This is a genomic window from Parabacteroides sp. KHUB-02 (genome assembly GCF_056640955.1).
Genome location: NZ_JBWQEV010000001.1, coordinates 1,141,405 through 1,157,629, shown reverse-complemented (window position 1 = coordinate 1,157,629; position 16,225 = coordinate 1,141,405). Strand labels below are relative to the sequence as shown.

Sequence of the window (16,225 nt, the reverse complement as noted above, 5' to 3'; positions counted from 1 at the left end):
GTCTGTGTCTCCCGCAAGGGAATCGCAGGCGCTTTATTCGTTTGCTCAACCCCGGCTGTCATCCGGATCAGCTTCGTTTACGAACGGTAATTTTGATACAAAGATCCGTAATATATATACATATACTTGAGATAAATCCGAATATCTTTGTGATGTCAAACAATAACGATATCCTCATGAAAACAAAAGCAATCGCACTCTTCCTGCTAGGCTTCATACCAGCCTTCGCACAAGATATCCCAACTTCTAAAACAGAACAAAATATGGACAGAATCGAACGCTGTAAAAAGAATTACACCGAGCTATTCGGAGGCGAGGCATTGACCGGACAAGGAACAGATCCGGAAATGATGGACATTCTCCAGAAATTCATCTTCGGGGAGGTATTCCGCACAGGAGATCTTGATAAAAAGACCCGGGAGCTTATCACTTGCACCGTATTAGCCACGATGCAAACCTTGCCCCAACTGAACGCCCACGCCAAAGCGGCGCTAAACGTAGGCGTCACTCCCATCGAGCTACGGGAGGCAATATATCTATGTGCCCCGTTCATCGGTTTCCCGAAGACATTGAATGCCTTAAATACCATCAACGAAGTCTTTAAGCAACAAGGCATCGCTTTGCCTCTGGAGAGACAAGCTACCGTTACAGAAGAAGATCGCCACGAGAAAGGACAAGCCATACAAAGCCGGCTTTACGGCGAGGGAATCAAAGAGGCCATGAGGAACGTCCCGGGAAATATGGGTCCGGAAGTAGAGCGATTCCTCACAGAATTCTGCTTCGGAGATATCTATACTCGCAACGGGCTAGACCTGAAAACCCGGGAGTTACTGGCTTATTGCATACTAACGACCCTTGAAGCCGAAAGCCAACTACACTCGCATCTCGAAGGGAACTTACTGGCCGGCAATAGCAAGGAGACCTTAACGGCAGCGGTTATACAATGTCTTCCTTATATCGGCTTCCCTTCCGCTATCAAAGCGTTGAAGATCATTAAGGAGTCCTCTCAGCCCGCCCCTGAGAAGAACTTAGTCCGCCTATCCAAGATCACGGTCGATCCCGCCCAGTTGGAGCGTTATAACGCCTTTCTGAAAGAAGAGATCGAGGCTTCCATGCGTCTAGAGCCGGGTGTTCTTACACTGTATGCCGTATCGGAGAAAGAACATCCGCATAAAGTAACCATTCTAGAGATTTACGCAGATCAAGACGCTTATAAAAGCCATATCCAAACGCCCCATTTCCAGAAATACAAACAAGGAACATTACAGATGGTGCAAGAGTTGGAACTGGTAGATAGCACGCCCCTGATCCCCGGACTAAAGATAAAATAAAACAAGAATCCCCGCTTTCCGGCACGAAGCCATCTAAGCGGGGATTCCATATATCCATGAAAATCTAAATTACTTGTTATTCGATCATTTGATATTCGGATTCAATTTATGCCATTCGGAAATAGCGGGAAGCACACCCATAGCGATCACCTCGTCACGTAAAGCGCAAAGGTGCTTGTAGCTCTTCTCCAAGGCAGCCTCTTCTTCCGGTGTACCATGCACCTCTTTCAACGTTACGCCGTCTTTCGTAATCGAGGTCTCCCAAGCCATCATGATATGATCGAACTTACCGTTTGATACATAAGCGCCAGCCGGCCAACGGAACGGTTTACCACCCATTGCCGCAGCGATCATCTCGATAGATACATACGACGGGCTTTGGAAGGAAGAACGGCCACGCAAGGCGATAATGTTTGCGCCACCCTTCGTAACCTTTGTCTGTATCTCCGCCCATTGATCTTTCGTCAAGGCATCCGTACCGATAAGCTCAGTTAAAGGTTTACCATCCACTTTAGCGGTAGAGGCGAAAACAGCCATTTGCTCGCCATGGCCACCATACGTACGGCAATTCTCAACCTGATCCATAGAGATACCGAAATGTTTTGCCAACTCACTGCGTAAACGAGTAGAATCCAATGCGGCCAACGTCGTAACCTGAGAAGGTTTCAAGCCGGAATACAATAAGGTAATCAAACCGGTAATATCCGCCGGGTTAAAGATAACCACGATATGCTTTACGTCCGGGCAATAAGCCTTTACGTTCTTGCCGAACTCCTCGGCGATAGCGGCGTTTCCTTTTAGGAGATCCTCACGGGTCATACCTGCCTTTCTTGCGGCACCACCGGAGTTAACGATATATTTAGCGCCAGTCAAAGCCTCCTTGATGTCTGAGGTAAAAGTGATGTTTACACCCTCGAAACCACAATGGAATAATTCCTCGGCAACTCCCTCCAAACCCGGTGCGTAAGGGTCGTACAAACAAATGTTGGAAGTTAGTCCCATCATAATAGCGGTCTGTGCCATATTAGAACCGATCATACCTGCTGCGCCGACAATCGTCAGCTTCTCGTCTGTGAGTGTTTTCATAAGAAACCTTGTTTTTAAATGTTTATTTTTCTTTTCGACACAAAGATACGAGATTGAGAACTCTTGTCCTAATCATAAAAACGAATCCCCCATAAATAAAAGTTATGAATAGCGTCTCTATGATTATTCCAAGATTATCACGTACCTTTGTATTATGAAAACATTTAAACTAGACAATTGGTTGCCCACAACGAAGAAAGAAGTCGAGGCACGGGGATGGGATTACCTCGACGTGATCCTTTTCTCGGGAGACGCCTATGTGGATCACCCCTCTTTCGGGGCGGCCGTGATCGGTCGTGTATTGGAAGCGGAAGGATTACGGGTAGCGATCGTACCGCAACCGGATTGGCGGGGAGATTACCGGGATTTCAAGAAGCTCGGCGTTCCCCGGCTTTTCTTCGGTGTATCCGCCGGTGCCATGGATTCAATGATCAACCATTATACTGCCAATAAGCGATTACGCAGCGACGACGCCTATACGCCGGACCAACGTCCGGGAATGCGCCCGGATTATCCGAGCATTGTCTATACTAAAATACTGAAAGAATTGTATCCGGATGTCCCCGTCGTATTGGGTAGCATCGAGGCCTCATTACGCCGGCTTACGCATTACGATTATTGGCAAGATAAGCTATTACCGGGAATCCTTGCCAGTAGCCCGGCCGATTTATTGATTTACGGCATGGGCGAGAAGCCGATCAAGGAGTTGGTGCGCCGCCTAAAGTCCGGCATTCCTTTCAACGAGATCAAGGACATCCGCCAAACGGTTTATCTGGCAGACAAAGAGGATGCGAAAGACGATGATATCGTGCTCTTCTCACACGAGGAATGCCTAAAAGATAAATTGAAACAAGCGAAGAATTTCCGGCATATCGAAGAGGAATCCAACAAGTACAATGCCTCACGTATCTTGCAAAAGGTAGGAAAGCAAGTGATTGTGGTGAATCCTCCCTTCCCTCCAATGACGGAAGCGGAGATAGATGCCTCCTACGACCTTCCCTACACCCGCTTGCCGCATCCCAAATATAAAGGGAAAGTGATACCGGCTTTCGAGATGATCAAGTTCTCGGTGAATATCCACCGGGGTTGTTTCGGAGGATGCGCGTTCTGTACCATATCGGCGCATCAAGGGAAGTTCATCGCCTCCCGAAGCAAGGAATCGATCTTGAAGGAAGTGAAAGCGATTACCGAAATGCCGGATTTCAAGGGATATCTAAGCGATCTGGGAGGCCCTTCCGCCAATATGTACCGTATGAAAGGGAAAGATGAGCGGATTTGCGCCAAATGCAAGAAACCGTCTTGTATCTCCCCCGTCGTTTGCAAGAACTTGAACGCGGACCATACGCCGCTACTGGATATCTACAAAGCGGTAGATAGACTTCCCGGGATCAAGAAGTCGTTTATCGGAAGCGGTGTACGCTATGACCTGTTATTGCACCGTTATGCGGATGAGTCTTTAAACAAGGCAGCTCAAACCTATACCGAGGAATTAATCGCCCGCCACGTATCCGGCCGTTTGAAAGTGGCCCCGGAGCATACGCAAGACGAGGTGTTGAAACAAATGCGTAAACCGTCTTTCTCGCAATTCGGACAGTTCAAGAAGATATTCGATAAGGTAAACCGGCAATATGGGTTGAACCAGCAACTCATCCCCTATTTCATTTCCAGCCATCCGGGATGTACCGAGGCGGATATGGCGGAGCTGGCGGTGATCACCAAGAGCTTGCATTTCCAGTTGGAGCAAGTACAAGACTTCACGCCTACGCCGATGACATTGGCTACGGAGATGTATTATACCGGATATCATCCTTATACGTTGGAGAAAGTATATACGGCCCGCTCAAAAGAACAAAAGTTGGCACAACGCCAGTTCTTCTTCTGGTATAAACCCGAGTCACGCCGTCAGATCATGCAAGTATTGCAAAAGATGGGACGAAAGGATTTGATTGAGAAATTATTCGGACAGAGGGGTGACATGAATCCCGCTCCCAGAAAAAGAAGATAATAGGCTTTTGAGATTAGCTGTATCGATGAATTACGAGAGTAGTCGCATCGTATCACGGGAGTAGTCTTGATGGATAACGAGAGTAGTCTCGACTAGCGATGAGACTACTCTCGTTATTCCTTATGATTATTCTTTCACGGCGATCACCTCGATCTCTACCAAACCATTCTTCGGCAGTGTCTTAACGGCTACCGCCGAACGTGCGGGAAACGCACCTTCGAACTGAGAGGCGTATACCTCGTTCATAACGGCGAAGTCGCCCATATCCGCTAAAAATACGGTTGTTTTTACGACATCATTGATGCTATAACCTGCCTCTGCCAAGATAGCGTGAACATTCTTGAACGCTTGGGCGGTTTGTTCCTTTACGGATCCCTCAACGAAAAGTCCCGTAGCAGGATCGATACCCAGCTGTCCGGAAGCGAACAGCATATTGCCTACTTGCACCGCTTGGCTATACGGACCGATAGCGGCGGGAGCGTTTTTTGTAGCGATAACTTTCTTCATTTTCTTCTTTAGTTTATATACATATTATTATTGTTGCTCGTTCATACGTTGGCGAACCACCTCGTACACCAGAATGGAAGTGGCTACAGATACATTCAAGGAGCCAATCGTTCCGAATTGCGGAATCTTTACCATATTATCGCAGATGCGCAAGTTCTCCGGAGACACACCCGTATCCTCCGCTCCCATCACGATCGCTACCGGTCCTTCATACTTCACCGCCGTATAATTCTCCGCCGCTTTCTCGCTGGCGGCAAATACCTTCACCCCGCTTTGCTGCAAGAAACGGATCGCTTGGTTGATACTCTTCTCCTTACAAACCGGCAATACATGCAAGGCACCGGCAGAGGTCTTGATCGCGTCGGCGTTTACCGAAACGCTTCCTTTTGCCGGAATCACAATCGCATCGACTCCCGCACACTCGCAGGTACGGGCAATAGCGCCGAAATTACGCACGTCCGTAACCCCATCCAGCAATACGATGAAAGGATCTTTTCCTTGCTCATACACAAAAGGAATGATATCTTCCAAGCTCTGGTAGGTAACCGCCGACATAAAAGCGATCACCCCCTGATGATTCTTTCGAGTCAAACGATCCAAGCGTTCAGCCGGAACACGTTGTACCGGTATCTCACGGCCTCTCAGTACCTCAAATAACTCTTTGGATAGATCCCCTTGTAAATCCCTTTTCACAAGGATCTTATCTACCTCCTTATCAGCCTGTATAGCCTCAATCACGGCACGAATGCCGAACACCATCTCGTTTTCTTTCATACTTTATATAACGCAAAACTATTAATTTCACAAATGTAGGGATAAATAATCAATTCTTCAAACCTTCAGCCTTCGCATAGCATTCCCGGCATAAAGGCTCGTATTCGGATTGTTCCCCTAAAAAGACCCGTTTATCATTTCCCACGATACGATGGGATACGTAAGCCAAACGTCCGCATTTCACGCAGATGGCATGCACTTTCGTCACCTCATCGGCGATAGCGCATAGCTCCGGCATAGGACCGAAAGGAACTCCCTTATAGTCCATGTCCAACCCAGCCACGATCACCCGGATACCGTTAGCGGCCAATTGATTGCACACGTTTACCAATCCCTCATCGAAAAACTGGGCCTCGTCTATCCCCACCACATCGATCTCGGAAGTGAACAATAGGATACTGGAGGAAGAATCCACCGGAGTAGAAGGAATCGAATTACTATCGTGCGAGACCACGTTATCCTGCGAATAACGGGTATCGATCGCAGGCTTGAAAATCTCCACCCGCTGCTTGGCGAATTTAGCCCGCTTCAAACGGCGGATAAGCTCCTCCGTCTTACCGGAAAACATGGAACCGCAAATCACCTCGATCCGCCCTTGTCCCGGATACTGGAATATATGTTCTTCTGAAGGCAATGTCATTACTTTCTCCTTTTTTGCCGGCAAAAGTACATAAAAAAGCGGAACCGCGGAAGCTTACTCACCGTATCACCGGTTCTAATTGTCACTGCACAGGCGTTGCAGTGGGCATTGCCTATAGTGATACACGGTATAAGGCATCCATCGTCCGCCTCGTTATAAATTAAGGTTGGGCCGGTCTATTTTCCAGTTGAGCGACGGTATCTTCCGGTTCAGTAAAAATCCGCCTTATTCCTTCATCCATTGCCTCTATTTTTGCCCGGTAACAAATAACTAGGTATATCTTATGAGAAGAATTTCATACATCCTGCTTCTGGGCATCCTTTTATCGGCATGCCAAAAGAACACAAAGTCCGAAGGCACGAACTTACCTGTCGAGGTGATCTCTCCAATAAAAAAGACAGAGATCGGCAGAAGTCGTGAATACACCTTTTTATCAAGGCCCTACAATGAGACGGTCCTATCTTTCCGCATCAATGGCCCCGTCTTGAATTTCGACTTACGGCCCGGACAAGCGTTCTCCAAAGGCAGTACGATCCTCTCGATCGATAACCGTGACTTCTTGATTCGCAAGCAGCAAACAGAGGCGCTCTATTCGCAAACCAACCAAGAGTATAAACGGATCGAGGCCCTTTACAAAAAGAATAACATCTCCGGAAGTAATTATGAGAAGGCGAAAGCGGATTTCCTTGTTGCCAAATCCAATTACGAGACCTCCGTCAACGCCCTAAGCGATACCCATCTGAGCGCCCCTTACGACGGGTATATCCAAAATATCCATATCGAACCTTTCCAAGACGTGAAAGCGACCGAGCCAATCCTTACCTTCATAGAACTGGACAGGCTCAAGATCGAGACCTATATACCAGAGGAAGTCGCCTTACACTTATATGATAAAGAAAAACAGAAGCTATGTCAAATAGGAATCCATTTCGATACGGCTCCCGAACGGACAATCACCCCTTCCGATTTATATGTGTCTAAAAGTACGACAAACAATAACCTCTCTTATCTGCTGACCGCCATTGTCCCAAATCCAGATATGGAATGGCTGGGCGGAATGAGTGGAATCCTCTCGATCGACCTACCCAAAGAAGAGCGGTCTCAAAATCTATGGCTTCCCTTAACGGCTATCTGTCATCGCCCCCAAAAAGGAGATTATGTATGGGTGGTTAAAGGAGACAAGGTTAACTCCGTTCCCGTCAAACTCGGTGAGCAAAGAAATAACCAGATAGAGATCGTGGAAGGAATCACGGAAAATGACCTTGTCGTATTGACAAGGCAACGTTTCCTTTCTGAAAATAGTACCGTAACCATCCAAAAATAAGTAAGATGCAAAAATTCATCAAATATTTCCTGAAAAACAAAGCGGTTACATGGCTCCTGCTAGTCCTGATCTTGGCAGGGGGACTGTTCTCTTACGCAAAGATGGGAAAACTGGAAGATGCCCCGTTTACGATCAAGCAAGCCTTGGTACTTACCCCTTATCCCGGCGCCTCCCCCTCGGAAGTTCAGTCCCAAGTGACGGATGTGCTGGAAGAAGCCATTCAATCCTTAGGCGAGTTATACTATCTGAAGACAGAGAACCGGGCTGGACTTTCCAAGATCACGGTCTACGTGAAAAAGGAAATCCGGGCCGACGAGATGCAGCAGTTATGGGATAAACTACGCCGAAAGGTAAACGACGTACAAGGCAAATTACCTTCCGGAGCGGGAACCTCCATCGTCAATGATGACTTTGGCGATGTATTAGGTGTTTTCTACGGATTGACCGGAGAATCTTATACCTACCGGGAACTGGAGGATCAAGCCAAACTGATCAAAGACGATTTACTGAAAGTAAAAGACGTGGCAAAGGTAGAGATCTACGGCATACAAACTCCCGTAATCGATATCCGGATAAACCCCACGATCTTATCCAATCGGGGTATTACGACAGCTGATATCAAACGGGCGTTCGACGGACAGAATAAAGTGGTAGACGCCGGGAGTATTCGCAACGGGGAGACTCGCATACGTATCGAATCCACCGGTAATTTTTACTCCTTGGATGATATCCGTAACCTTACGATCGTATCTCATTCCGGCGAGCATTTCCGGCTAGGCGATATCGCCCGTATCGAAGAGGGTTACCAGACTCCGCCCCAAAACTTCATGCGCATCAATAACAAGCAAGCGGTCGGTATCGCTATCTCTACCATACCGACCGGGAACGTGGTCGATATGGCCAAGGCCGTGAAAAAGCGTATTCAATCATTTTCGGAGACCATGCCCAAGGGTTTTGAGCTCACCTCCATATACGACCAAGGATATGAGTCTGCCGTGGCCAACCAAGGATTTATCTTGAACTTGATCATCTCCGTCGTGACCGTAGTAGCAATCTTATTGTTCTTTATCGGTTTCAAAAACGGCCTTTTGATCGGTAGCGGATTGGTTTTCTCCATCTTCGCCACTTTAATTGTCATGTTCGCCAACGGGATCGCCTTGCAACGAATGTCTCTTGCCGCTATCATCATCGCGATGGGTATGTTGGTAGATAACGCCATCGTAGTATCGGACTCTGCCTTGGTAAATATGCAACGAGGCATGCGCAAACGTATCGCGATCATGAGGGCTTGCTCATCCACCGCCCTGCCTCTACTGGCGGCTACGGCTATCGCGATCCTCACGTTCTTGCCCATTTACTATTCACCGCATATCACGGGCGAATTACTTTCATCCTTAGTGATCGTGATCGGAGTATCCTTGATGTTCAGCTGGGTGTTCGCGCTTACGCAAACCCCACTCTTCATCCAAGAGTTTGTACGGCGCCCCAGACCGGACGAGTTAACAGGGGAATTATTCTCCGGAAAATACTATGATTATTTTCGGTCTTCCCTACGCCTTGTCATCAAATACCGATACGCTACAGTAGGTATCTTAACCGTTCTATTGGTTATCTCCGCATGGAGTTTCCAGTTTATCCCGAAAGTGTTCGTGCCCTCGCTCGATAAGCAGTATTTCACTTTAGATATGTGGCTATCGGAAGGTACAGCCATCGAGGAAACCGATCGATACGCTACCGATATGGCCGAATCCATCCAAGAATATTCGCAGACGGAAATGGTTTCCTCTTATATCGGACGGACACCGCCCCGTTATTATCTATCGAACGTTAGCTTCGGTCCTCAACCAAACTATGCCCAATTATTGGTAAAATGTAAGACATCCGGAGAGGCCCGGGAATTGCATGCCTTGCTACAAGACTCAATTCGCTTAAAATATCCGGAACCGCTCATCAAGGTGAACAAGTTTGAGTTAAGCCCGCTTACGGAAGCCTTGATAGAAGCCCGTTTCCTCGGACCGGACCCGGCGATATTGGACTCTTTGGCTGGAGTAGCTATCGACATTATGCGAAGGAACCCGAAAGTAGCCGATGCCCGGAATGAATGGGGTAATATGACCTATATGATACGCCCGGTATATGATCCGGTAAAAGCCAGTTCCTTAGGTATCACCAAGGCCAATTTGATGGAATCCGTCAAATCCATCGAGGAAGGTGCGGTTATCGGGATTTACCGGGATGAGGAAAAGAAAGTCCCGGTCTTATTGAAATCGGAGACGAGCGGAATCAATGATCCCCATTCATTAGGCGATTTCTCGGTCTGGAATGGAGAGAAATCCGCTCCTTTGTCGCAAGTAACCCAACAAGTAACCTCTACATGGGAATATCCGCAGATCAAAACCTACAACCGACAATTGTCTATGGCAGCGATGTGTGGCGTGAAAAACGGTTACACCATGTCTGAGGTACACGGTGAGATTCGGGAAGAGATCGAGAAAATGAACCTGCCCCAAGGATATAGCTTCTTCTGGGATTCACAATACAAAGACCAGACAGAGGGATTGCAAGCCCTTGTCAAATTCTTCCCGTTGGCTTTCTTGATGTTGGTTGTTATATTGGTCGCTTTATTCTCCAATTTCCGTCAACCGATAATCATCCTTTGCGTGTTCCCTCTCTCCTTAATCGGGGTAGCGATCGGTATGTTACTTACCGGGTTCGATTTCGGCTTTTTCCCGATCGCCGGATGGTTGGGACTCTTGGGTATGATTATCAAAAACGTAATCGTATTATTAGACGAGATTAACACGCAACGTCGTAACGGTATCTCTCCATACGACTCGATCATAGAGGCAACCATCTCAAGGACTCGCCCGGTCTTGATGGCGGCTACCACGACTATTCTAGGAATGGTGCCTTTACTTTTCGACGTAGCGTTCGGTGGAATGGCGGCGACTATTATCTTCGGACTCACCTTCGCCACCTTACTTACGTTATTCGTAACCCCGACGTTATACGCATTGTTTTACCGGATTCATTCACCTCACAAATAAACGATAAAAATGGACAAAGTATATATTATCAGCGGTCTCTTATCCTTCCTATCCTTCCCGTTAATCGCACAAAACAGCGATTATCAAGCGCAATATAGGGAAAAAGTCTTGGAATACAACCAAGACTTGAAAGCAGCGGGATACAACGAGGCCATGAAACAGGAAATGATAAAATCGGCCCGTGCGGATTTCAAACCGAAACTCTCGGCGGGAGGTAATTTCAATTATACCGGTAATCCGCTAGAATTATCGATTGATTTGCCATCTATGAGTTCCCCCCTTTATTTTCAAGGTAAAGATCTGAAATATGGGGCGACTCTCTCCCTATCACAACCGATTTATACCGGAGGCGGCATTCGTGCCAACTACCAAAAAGCACGGAAGGAAAAAGAGTTGGCATCCAATGAATCCAATCGTATAAAAAGCAATACCCTACACGACGCCGATATCTACTATTGGAACGCAGTAGCCCAACACGAGCTGGTTTTCGAGGCACAGGCATTTCGTACATCTATACAGCAACTGGTAGAGGTCGTACGCCACCGGGTAGAAGTCGAATATATCGATCGAAACGACCTTCTTATGGCGGAGGTAAAACTAAACGACGCAGATTTCCAGTTATTGCAAACTCGTGATAACGCCGAGATCGCACGTTTAGCCCTTAATTCTTTCGCTGGTGTAAACCCGAGCGATACCTTGCCGATCGATCATTCCGTAATCGCCCTCAAACAATTTATCCCTTTATCGGATGAGATAGATAACGCGATAACCAGCAGGCCGGAATACCGGATCGCCCAAAACAAGATCGAGTTACAGGAATCATCCCGGAAAATAGCAGATGCCCGTTTCTTACCCCAATTCCATATTGGAGTAGATGGAAGTTATTCCTCACCGGGCTATAACTTCAAATCCGACCTAGATCCGAACTATGCGATCTACGCCAAGTTCAGTATCCCGCTCTTCGAATGGGGAAAACGTAAGAGTACCCGCAACGCTTCCTCGTACGCCATCAATATGGCTCAACAGAATCTCAGCAAGGCGCAAGATAAGATCCGGCTGGAAATACAAACCGCCCATTACAACTATAAGCAAGCTATCGATAAAGTCAAACTAACCGAGAGCTCATTATCAAAAGCATCCGAAAGTGAACAAATGGCCATGGAGCGTTATAAGGAGGGGAATGTTTCCATCGTCGAGGTTATCAACGCTCAACTATATCATCAGCAAGCTCAGGTTAATTATATACAATCCAAACTAAACGCACAGATGGCGAAGACGGATTTCGAACGGGCAATTTATTATCTTCGCGAAAAAGAATAGGTCATGAAAGAAATATCATACGGGAAATCGGCATGTATCCTTTTGTTTTCGGCATTAGGGGTCTTTTCCTATTTCTTGCTGTTATATCATACGGAGCTACAAGAGCGCATCCCCGATATAAAAATTTCATTGATCGCTTTGTCCATCACGATAGCGGTATTCAACCTGTTCGGTTTCAGTTTACTGGTCAGCAGTAATTGGATGGCTACCAATTACCCATTGTATTATATCGATAAGAGCCGAATGTTATGGCATTATCTGCTGGTAGCGATCCTATTGCTACTTATGAATTGTACCCTGTTTATCTCGTTGAAATGGATCACAAGCATTGGCGATCCTTTCGTGATCCGGGCAAAAGGGGCCGGTTTAGTAATAGCCGTCTGGTTCGTGGAGATGATCATTTTCAGCCTTCTCTTGATTAATTATTCGATGCGTTATACATTGAATTTATATAAGGAGAAACAAAGATTGGAAGCAGAATCTATACAAGCTAAATATACCGCTCTCCAAAGCCAGCTAAATCCTCATTTCCTGTTTAATAGCTTGAATACATTGATAGCGGAGATAGAGTATGATCCATCTACGGCGGTCAAGTTTACACAGCATCTATCCGAGGTATACCGTTACGTGCTCCGCCAGCAACAGTGCCAGATCGTCTCTTTAAAAGAGGAGCTTGATTTTCTGGATTCCTATATATTCCTCCATCAAGTCCGGCTGGGAGATTGTTTGTCGTTGGAATGCGATCTTCCCGACAACGTCATTGACCATCAATTACCCCCTCTGACACTGCAACTGCTAGCCGAGAATGTCGTGAAACATAATTATATCGACGATTTTAACCCGATGACCATACGAGTATATACTGAAAAGAACGGTCGATATCTATGCGTCAGCAATACATTACGACCTAAAAAAGTCTCAAACGCATCCGGTAAAGGATTAAAGAATTTGTCGGAGCGTTATCAATTACTATGTAAGCAGGATATCCAAATCCGTAAAAATGATCACCAATTCACCGTATCAATCCCACTTATTTATGAATAATATTCAAGTAGCCATTATCGAAGATGAGAAACCGGCCGCCCGGTTACTGGAAGGTATGATAAAGAAATTACGCCCGCAATGGGATATCATCAAGATACCCGGAAGCATCGAATCATCCGTGGCTTGGTTCGCTTCCCATCCGCATCCGGATATCGTTTTTCTGGATATCCAGTTGTCGGATGGAAATTCCTTTTTATTTATAGAACAGGCTTGTCCTACAAGTCTCATTATCTTTACGACCGCTTACGATGAATATGCAGTCCGGGCCTTTACGGTAAACAGTATTGATTATCTACTCAAACCGATACGACAAGAGAGATTGGAGGAAGCCATCCAAAAATTCGAGCATGTCACGTCTAAGTACAACCAGAAGCTCTTAGAGCAAAATGATTTATTGGAAGTACTCCATTCCCTCACGTATCCCGGCAAGAAATACAGGACCCGTTTCCTTATTTCCGGCAACGAGAAACTGGTTACTTTACAGGTGGAGGATATCGCCCACTTTTATTCATTAAACAAGATCACCTTCGCTGTCACACGCCAAAACAAGGAGTACATAATCGATTTCCCGCTGGATAAACTCATGGAACAATTAGATCCCGATAAATTTTTCCGGACGAACCGGCAGACGATCATAAATATCGAATCCATCGTGAAAATAGAGCCCTATTTTCAGAATAAGGTCATTGTCCACATAAAGCCGGAACATAAAGAGAAAATATTGGTCAGCAAAGAAAAATGGGCCTCTTTCAAGCTATGGCTGAATTATTAGACCTTTCGCCCATTGCTATAATACCGTTCTTTTCTATCGTCCCGATCCTTCTTATTCTTTTTAGGTTTGGGCTTATCCGGTTTCGCTGGTTTCCGATAGTCATGACGATGGTTGTCACGATCCCAATGTCTATCTGAGTCATGCCGGTCGTCTCTCCAATGATTGTCATGGTGAATGGTACCCCAGCGGTAATTCCAATAGTTATCCTCATAGCGACGGCAGTCATGGGACGGGCGGCGATCCGGATATCTCGGATTCGCATACCATCCCCGATAATCATGGATACGTTGCGGATGCTCCCTTACAAAACGGACATATAGATTGAACTGGGCCGGAGTCAATATACGTTGGATCTTACGATCCCTTTCCATGCGCAAATCGTAAATACGACGAGCTGCCCGGTCCCAATACCGATAGTCACGGCGGGCCTCCTTCTCTATTTTCTGTCCGTACTTATGGATGATCTTATGGTATTCCGCTGCTTGGCGAGCGGGCAAATGCATCGCTTGCTCCATCCAAAGACAATTTTGACAATGCGGTTCATTCCACCCAAAACTGATCCAAAACTGGCTGTAAGCGGGTAAACTGCACAATATAGCCAACACACATAGTAAGCTGAATCGTTTCATGTCTTTTCAATTTTAAGTTAATAATAAAGCGAATCGTTTGTTCTTTTATCTAAGACTGCCCTACTTCAGAAAGGTTTAATCCTTGATACCCAACAAATCTTTCGCATTGGCAAGAGAAGCCTCTGTCAACGAGGCTCCGCTCAACATACGGGCCACCTCGTTCACACGTTCCTCCCCCTCTAATTGCTTGATACGGGTCAGCGTACGGTCTTTGGTATCCTTCTTATAAACAAAATAATGAGCTTGCCCCTTCGCCGCTATCTGAGGTAAGTGAGTGATAGCGAAAACTTGCATCTTTGTTCCGAGTTCTTGCATGATATCCCCCATTTTATCGGCGATATCACCCGATACCCCCGTATCTACCTCATCAAAGATAATAGTAGGTAAAGCGGTGAACCCGGCAATCATAGCCTTAATGCAGAGCATCAACCGGGAGATCTCACCTCCGGAAGCGGTTTGGGCTACCGGCTGCAATTCCGCACTCTTATTGGCGGAGAACATAAATCGGATATCGTCCATTCCATCGCTCTCCGGCTCTTTGCGAGGAAGGATGTCCACACGGAAACGGGTATTCGGCATCCCCAACGGAATAATCATCTTGACCAATTGCGAGGCCATCGCCGTGGAAGCGACTTTACGCTGCTCGCTAAGCACTGAGGCCTGTTGAAGCAACTCTTTATACGAGGCATCCAATTGACTTTCTAACAAACCGATTTGCTCATCGAAAGAATCGATCGCACGCAATTGCTCTTGGTATTGATCCCGTATAGCGATCAATTCATCCACGGTGGAGACACGGTGTTTTTGCTGGAGCGTATAAAGGGTATTCAAGCGTTCATTCACCCATTCCAATCGTTCCGGGTTGAACTCTACATCTTCCTTTAAAACGTCTGTCTCGGAAGCCAGATCATTCAAGTCGATATAAGCCGAGCGGATTCGCTCGGAGATCTCCTTGGCTTTCGGGAAATATCTTTCTAAGGAATCCACGGTGGAAAGGGCTTCCTTGAGTATTTGGATGGCTCCTAGCTCCTCGCCGTCCAAGAGTTCGGTTACCTTATATAAAGAGCTTTTGATCTCCTCCGCATGCGAGAGAGTTTCTTGCTCTTGCTCCAACTCATCCTGCTCATCCGGTTGAAGGTTGGCTTCGTCCAGTTGTTCCAATTGAAAACGGATATAGTCTTCCTCCTGCTTGCTTTGAGCCGCTTTGTCCCTCAAATCTTTCAGTTCCCTTCGCAACGCCTGATAACGGGTAAATTCCTTCTTATAAAGAATGAGCAAGATCTCATTTTCGGCCATTACATCGATCACTTTCAGCTGGAAACGGTTATCGCCCAACAATAGGTTCTGATGCTGCGAATGGATATCGATCAAGCGGCTTCCCAACTCTTTTAAGATCGTAAGGGAAACCGGAGAATCATTGACGAAGGCACGGGATTTGCCGGAGGCATAAAGCTCCCGACGCAAGATACAGCTATCCGCGTCGTACTCAAGGTCGTTACTTAGGAAGAAAGGCTCCAACTGATATTTTGAGACATCAAATACGGCCTCGATCACACATTTATCCGAACCTTTCTTTATACTCTTACCATCCGCACGTTGTCCCAGCACCAATGACAAGGCTCCTAATATAATAGATTTTCCCGCTCCGGTCTCACCCGTTATCACCGAGAAGCCTTTATCAAAGCGGATATCCAAATTGTCTATCAAGACAAAGTTCTGTATAAATAAGGATTTCAACATAACTAT

The 16,225-nt window shown here is 46.5% G+C and carries 13 protein-coding genes; 7 read left to right on the top strand and 6 right to left on the bottom strand.

Annotated features, from left to right (window positions below; translation table 11 throughout):
- Positions 1–176: 176 nt before the first annotated feature.
- Positions 177–1,331: a carboxymuconolactone decarboxylase family protein gene (locus tag ACYIA1_RS05000; protein ID WP_413646658.1), complete on the top strand. Its 1,155-nt coding sequence runs from the start codon at positions 177–179 to the stop codon at positions 1,329–1,331.
- A gap of 84 nt (positions 1,332–1,415) precedes the next feature.
- On the opposite strand, the gene ACYIA1_RS04995 is transcribed toward ACYIA1_RS05000, so the two are convergent.
- Positions 1,416–2,417 (bottom strand): malate dehydrogenase, encoded by a 1,002-nt coding sequence (locus tag ACYIA1_RS04995; RefSeq protein ID WP_005862899.1) that lies wholly within the window; start codon positions 2,415–2,417, stop codon positions 1,416–1,418.
- A gap of 154 nt (positions 2,418–2,571) precedes the next feature.
- On the opposite strand from ACYIA1_RS04995, the gene ACYIA1_RS04990 reads away from it, so the two are divergent.
- Positions 2,572–4,422 carry a YgiQ family radical SAM protein gene (locus ACYIA1_RS04990; RefSeq protein ID WP_121960744.1) on the top strand — a complete coding sequence of 617 codons (1,851 nt, stop codon included), beginning with the start codon at positions 2,572–2,574 and terminating at the stop codon, positions 4,420–4,422.
- Between the two features lie 126 nt (positions 4,423–4,548).
- Here the strand turns inward: ACYIA1_RS04990 and ACYIA1_RS04985 are convergent, their stop codons facing one another.
- From ACYIA1_RS04985 to ACYIA1_RS04975, 3 genes are read right to left on the bottom strand one after another with little or no spacing between them, the layout of a single operon-like run.
- Positions 4,549–4,929 carry a RidA family protein gene (locus tag ACYIA1_RS04985; protein ID WP_005862903.1) on the bottom strand — a complete coding sequence of 127 codons (381 nt, stop codon included), beginning with the start codon at positions 4,927–4,929 and terminating at the stop codon, positions 4,549–4,551.
- A gap of 27 nt (positions 4,930–4,956) precedes the next feature.
- Positions 4,957–5,703, bottom strand: a complete 747-nt coding sequence (rlmB, locus tag ACYIA1_RS04980; protein ID WP_008778406.1) for a 23S rRNA (guanosine(2251)-2'-O)-methyltransferase RlmB — start codon at positions 5,701–5,703, stop codon at positions 4,957–4,959.
- Positions 5,704–5,752: 49 nt separating this feature from the next.
- Complete coding sequence (locus ACYIA1_RS04975; RefSeq protein WP_005857603.1) at positions 5,753–6,343, bottom strand: thymidine kinase; 591 nt, start codon at positions 6,341–6,343, stop codon at positions 5,753–5,755.
- A 283-nt stretch (positions 6,344–6,626) separates the two neighbouring features.
- On the opposite strand from ACYIA1_RS04975, the gene ACYIA1_RS04970 reads away from it, so the two are divergent.
- The 5 genes from ACYIA1_RS04970 to ACYIA1_RS04950 are packed head-to-tail and all read left to right on the top strand — an operon-like array spanning position 6,627 to position 13,850.
- Positions 6,627–7,667, top strand: coding sequence for an efflux RND transporter periplasmic adaptor subunit (locus tag ACYIA1_RS04970; protein ID WP_480334570.1), 1,041 nt, complete (start codon positions 6,627–6,629; stop codon positions 7,665–7,667).
- A 5-nt stretch (positions 7,668–7,672) separates the two neighbouring features.
- On the top strand, positions 7,673–10,714 hold the full coding sequence (locus tag ACYIA1_RS04965; protein ID WP_413639350.1) for an efflux RND transporter permease subunit: 3,042 nt from the start codon (positions 7,673–7,675) through the stop codon (positions 10,712–10,714).
- 9 nt (positions 10,715–10,723) lie between these two features.
- Positions 10,724–12,034, top strand: coding sequence for a TolC family protein (locus tag ACYIA1_RS04960; protein WP_044544955.1), 1,311 nt, complete (start codon positions 10,724–10,726; stop codon positions 12,032–12,034).
- A 3-nt stretch (positions 12,035–12,037) separates the two neighbouring features.
- On the top strand, positions 12,038–13,078 hold the full coding sequence (locus ACYIA1_RS04955) for a sensor histidine kinase (RefSeq protein WP_057326448.1): 1,041 nt from the start codon (positions 12,038–12,040) through the stop codon (positions 13,076–13,078).
- Positions 13,071–13,850 (top strand): LytR/AlgR family response regulator transcription factor, encoded by a 780-nt coding sequence (locus tag ACYIA1_RS04950; RefSeq protein WP_162613636.1) that lies wholly within the window; start codon positions 13,071–13,073, stop codon positions 13,848–13,850. The genes ACYIA1_RS04955 and ACYIA1_RS04950 overlap by 8 nt, the downstream gene beginning before the upstream one ends.
- On the opposite strand, the gene ACYIA1_RS04945 is transcribed toward ACYIA1_RS04950, so the two are convergent.
- Together ACYIA1_RS04945 and recN are read right to left on the bottom strand one after the other, a co-directional pair.
- On the bottom strand, positions 13,847–14,479 hold the full coding sequence (locus ACYIA1_RS04945) for a hypothetical protein (RefSeq protein ID WP_005857615.1): 633 nt from the start codon (positions 14,477–14,479) through the stop codon (positions 13,847–13,849). The two genes, ACYIA1_RS04950 and ACYIA1_RS04945, sit on opposite strands and share 4 nt — an antisense overlap.
- 75 nt (positions 14,480–14,554) lie before the next feature.
- Positions 14,555–16,219: a DNA repair protein RecN gene (gene recN / locus ACYIA1_RS04940; protein ID WP_480334566.1), complete on the bottom strand. Its 1,665-nt coding sequence runs from the start codon at positions 16,217–16,219 to the stop codon at positions 14,555–14,557.
- Between the last annotated feature and the right edge of the window lie 6 nt (positions 16,220–16,225).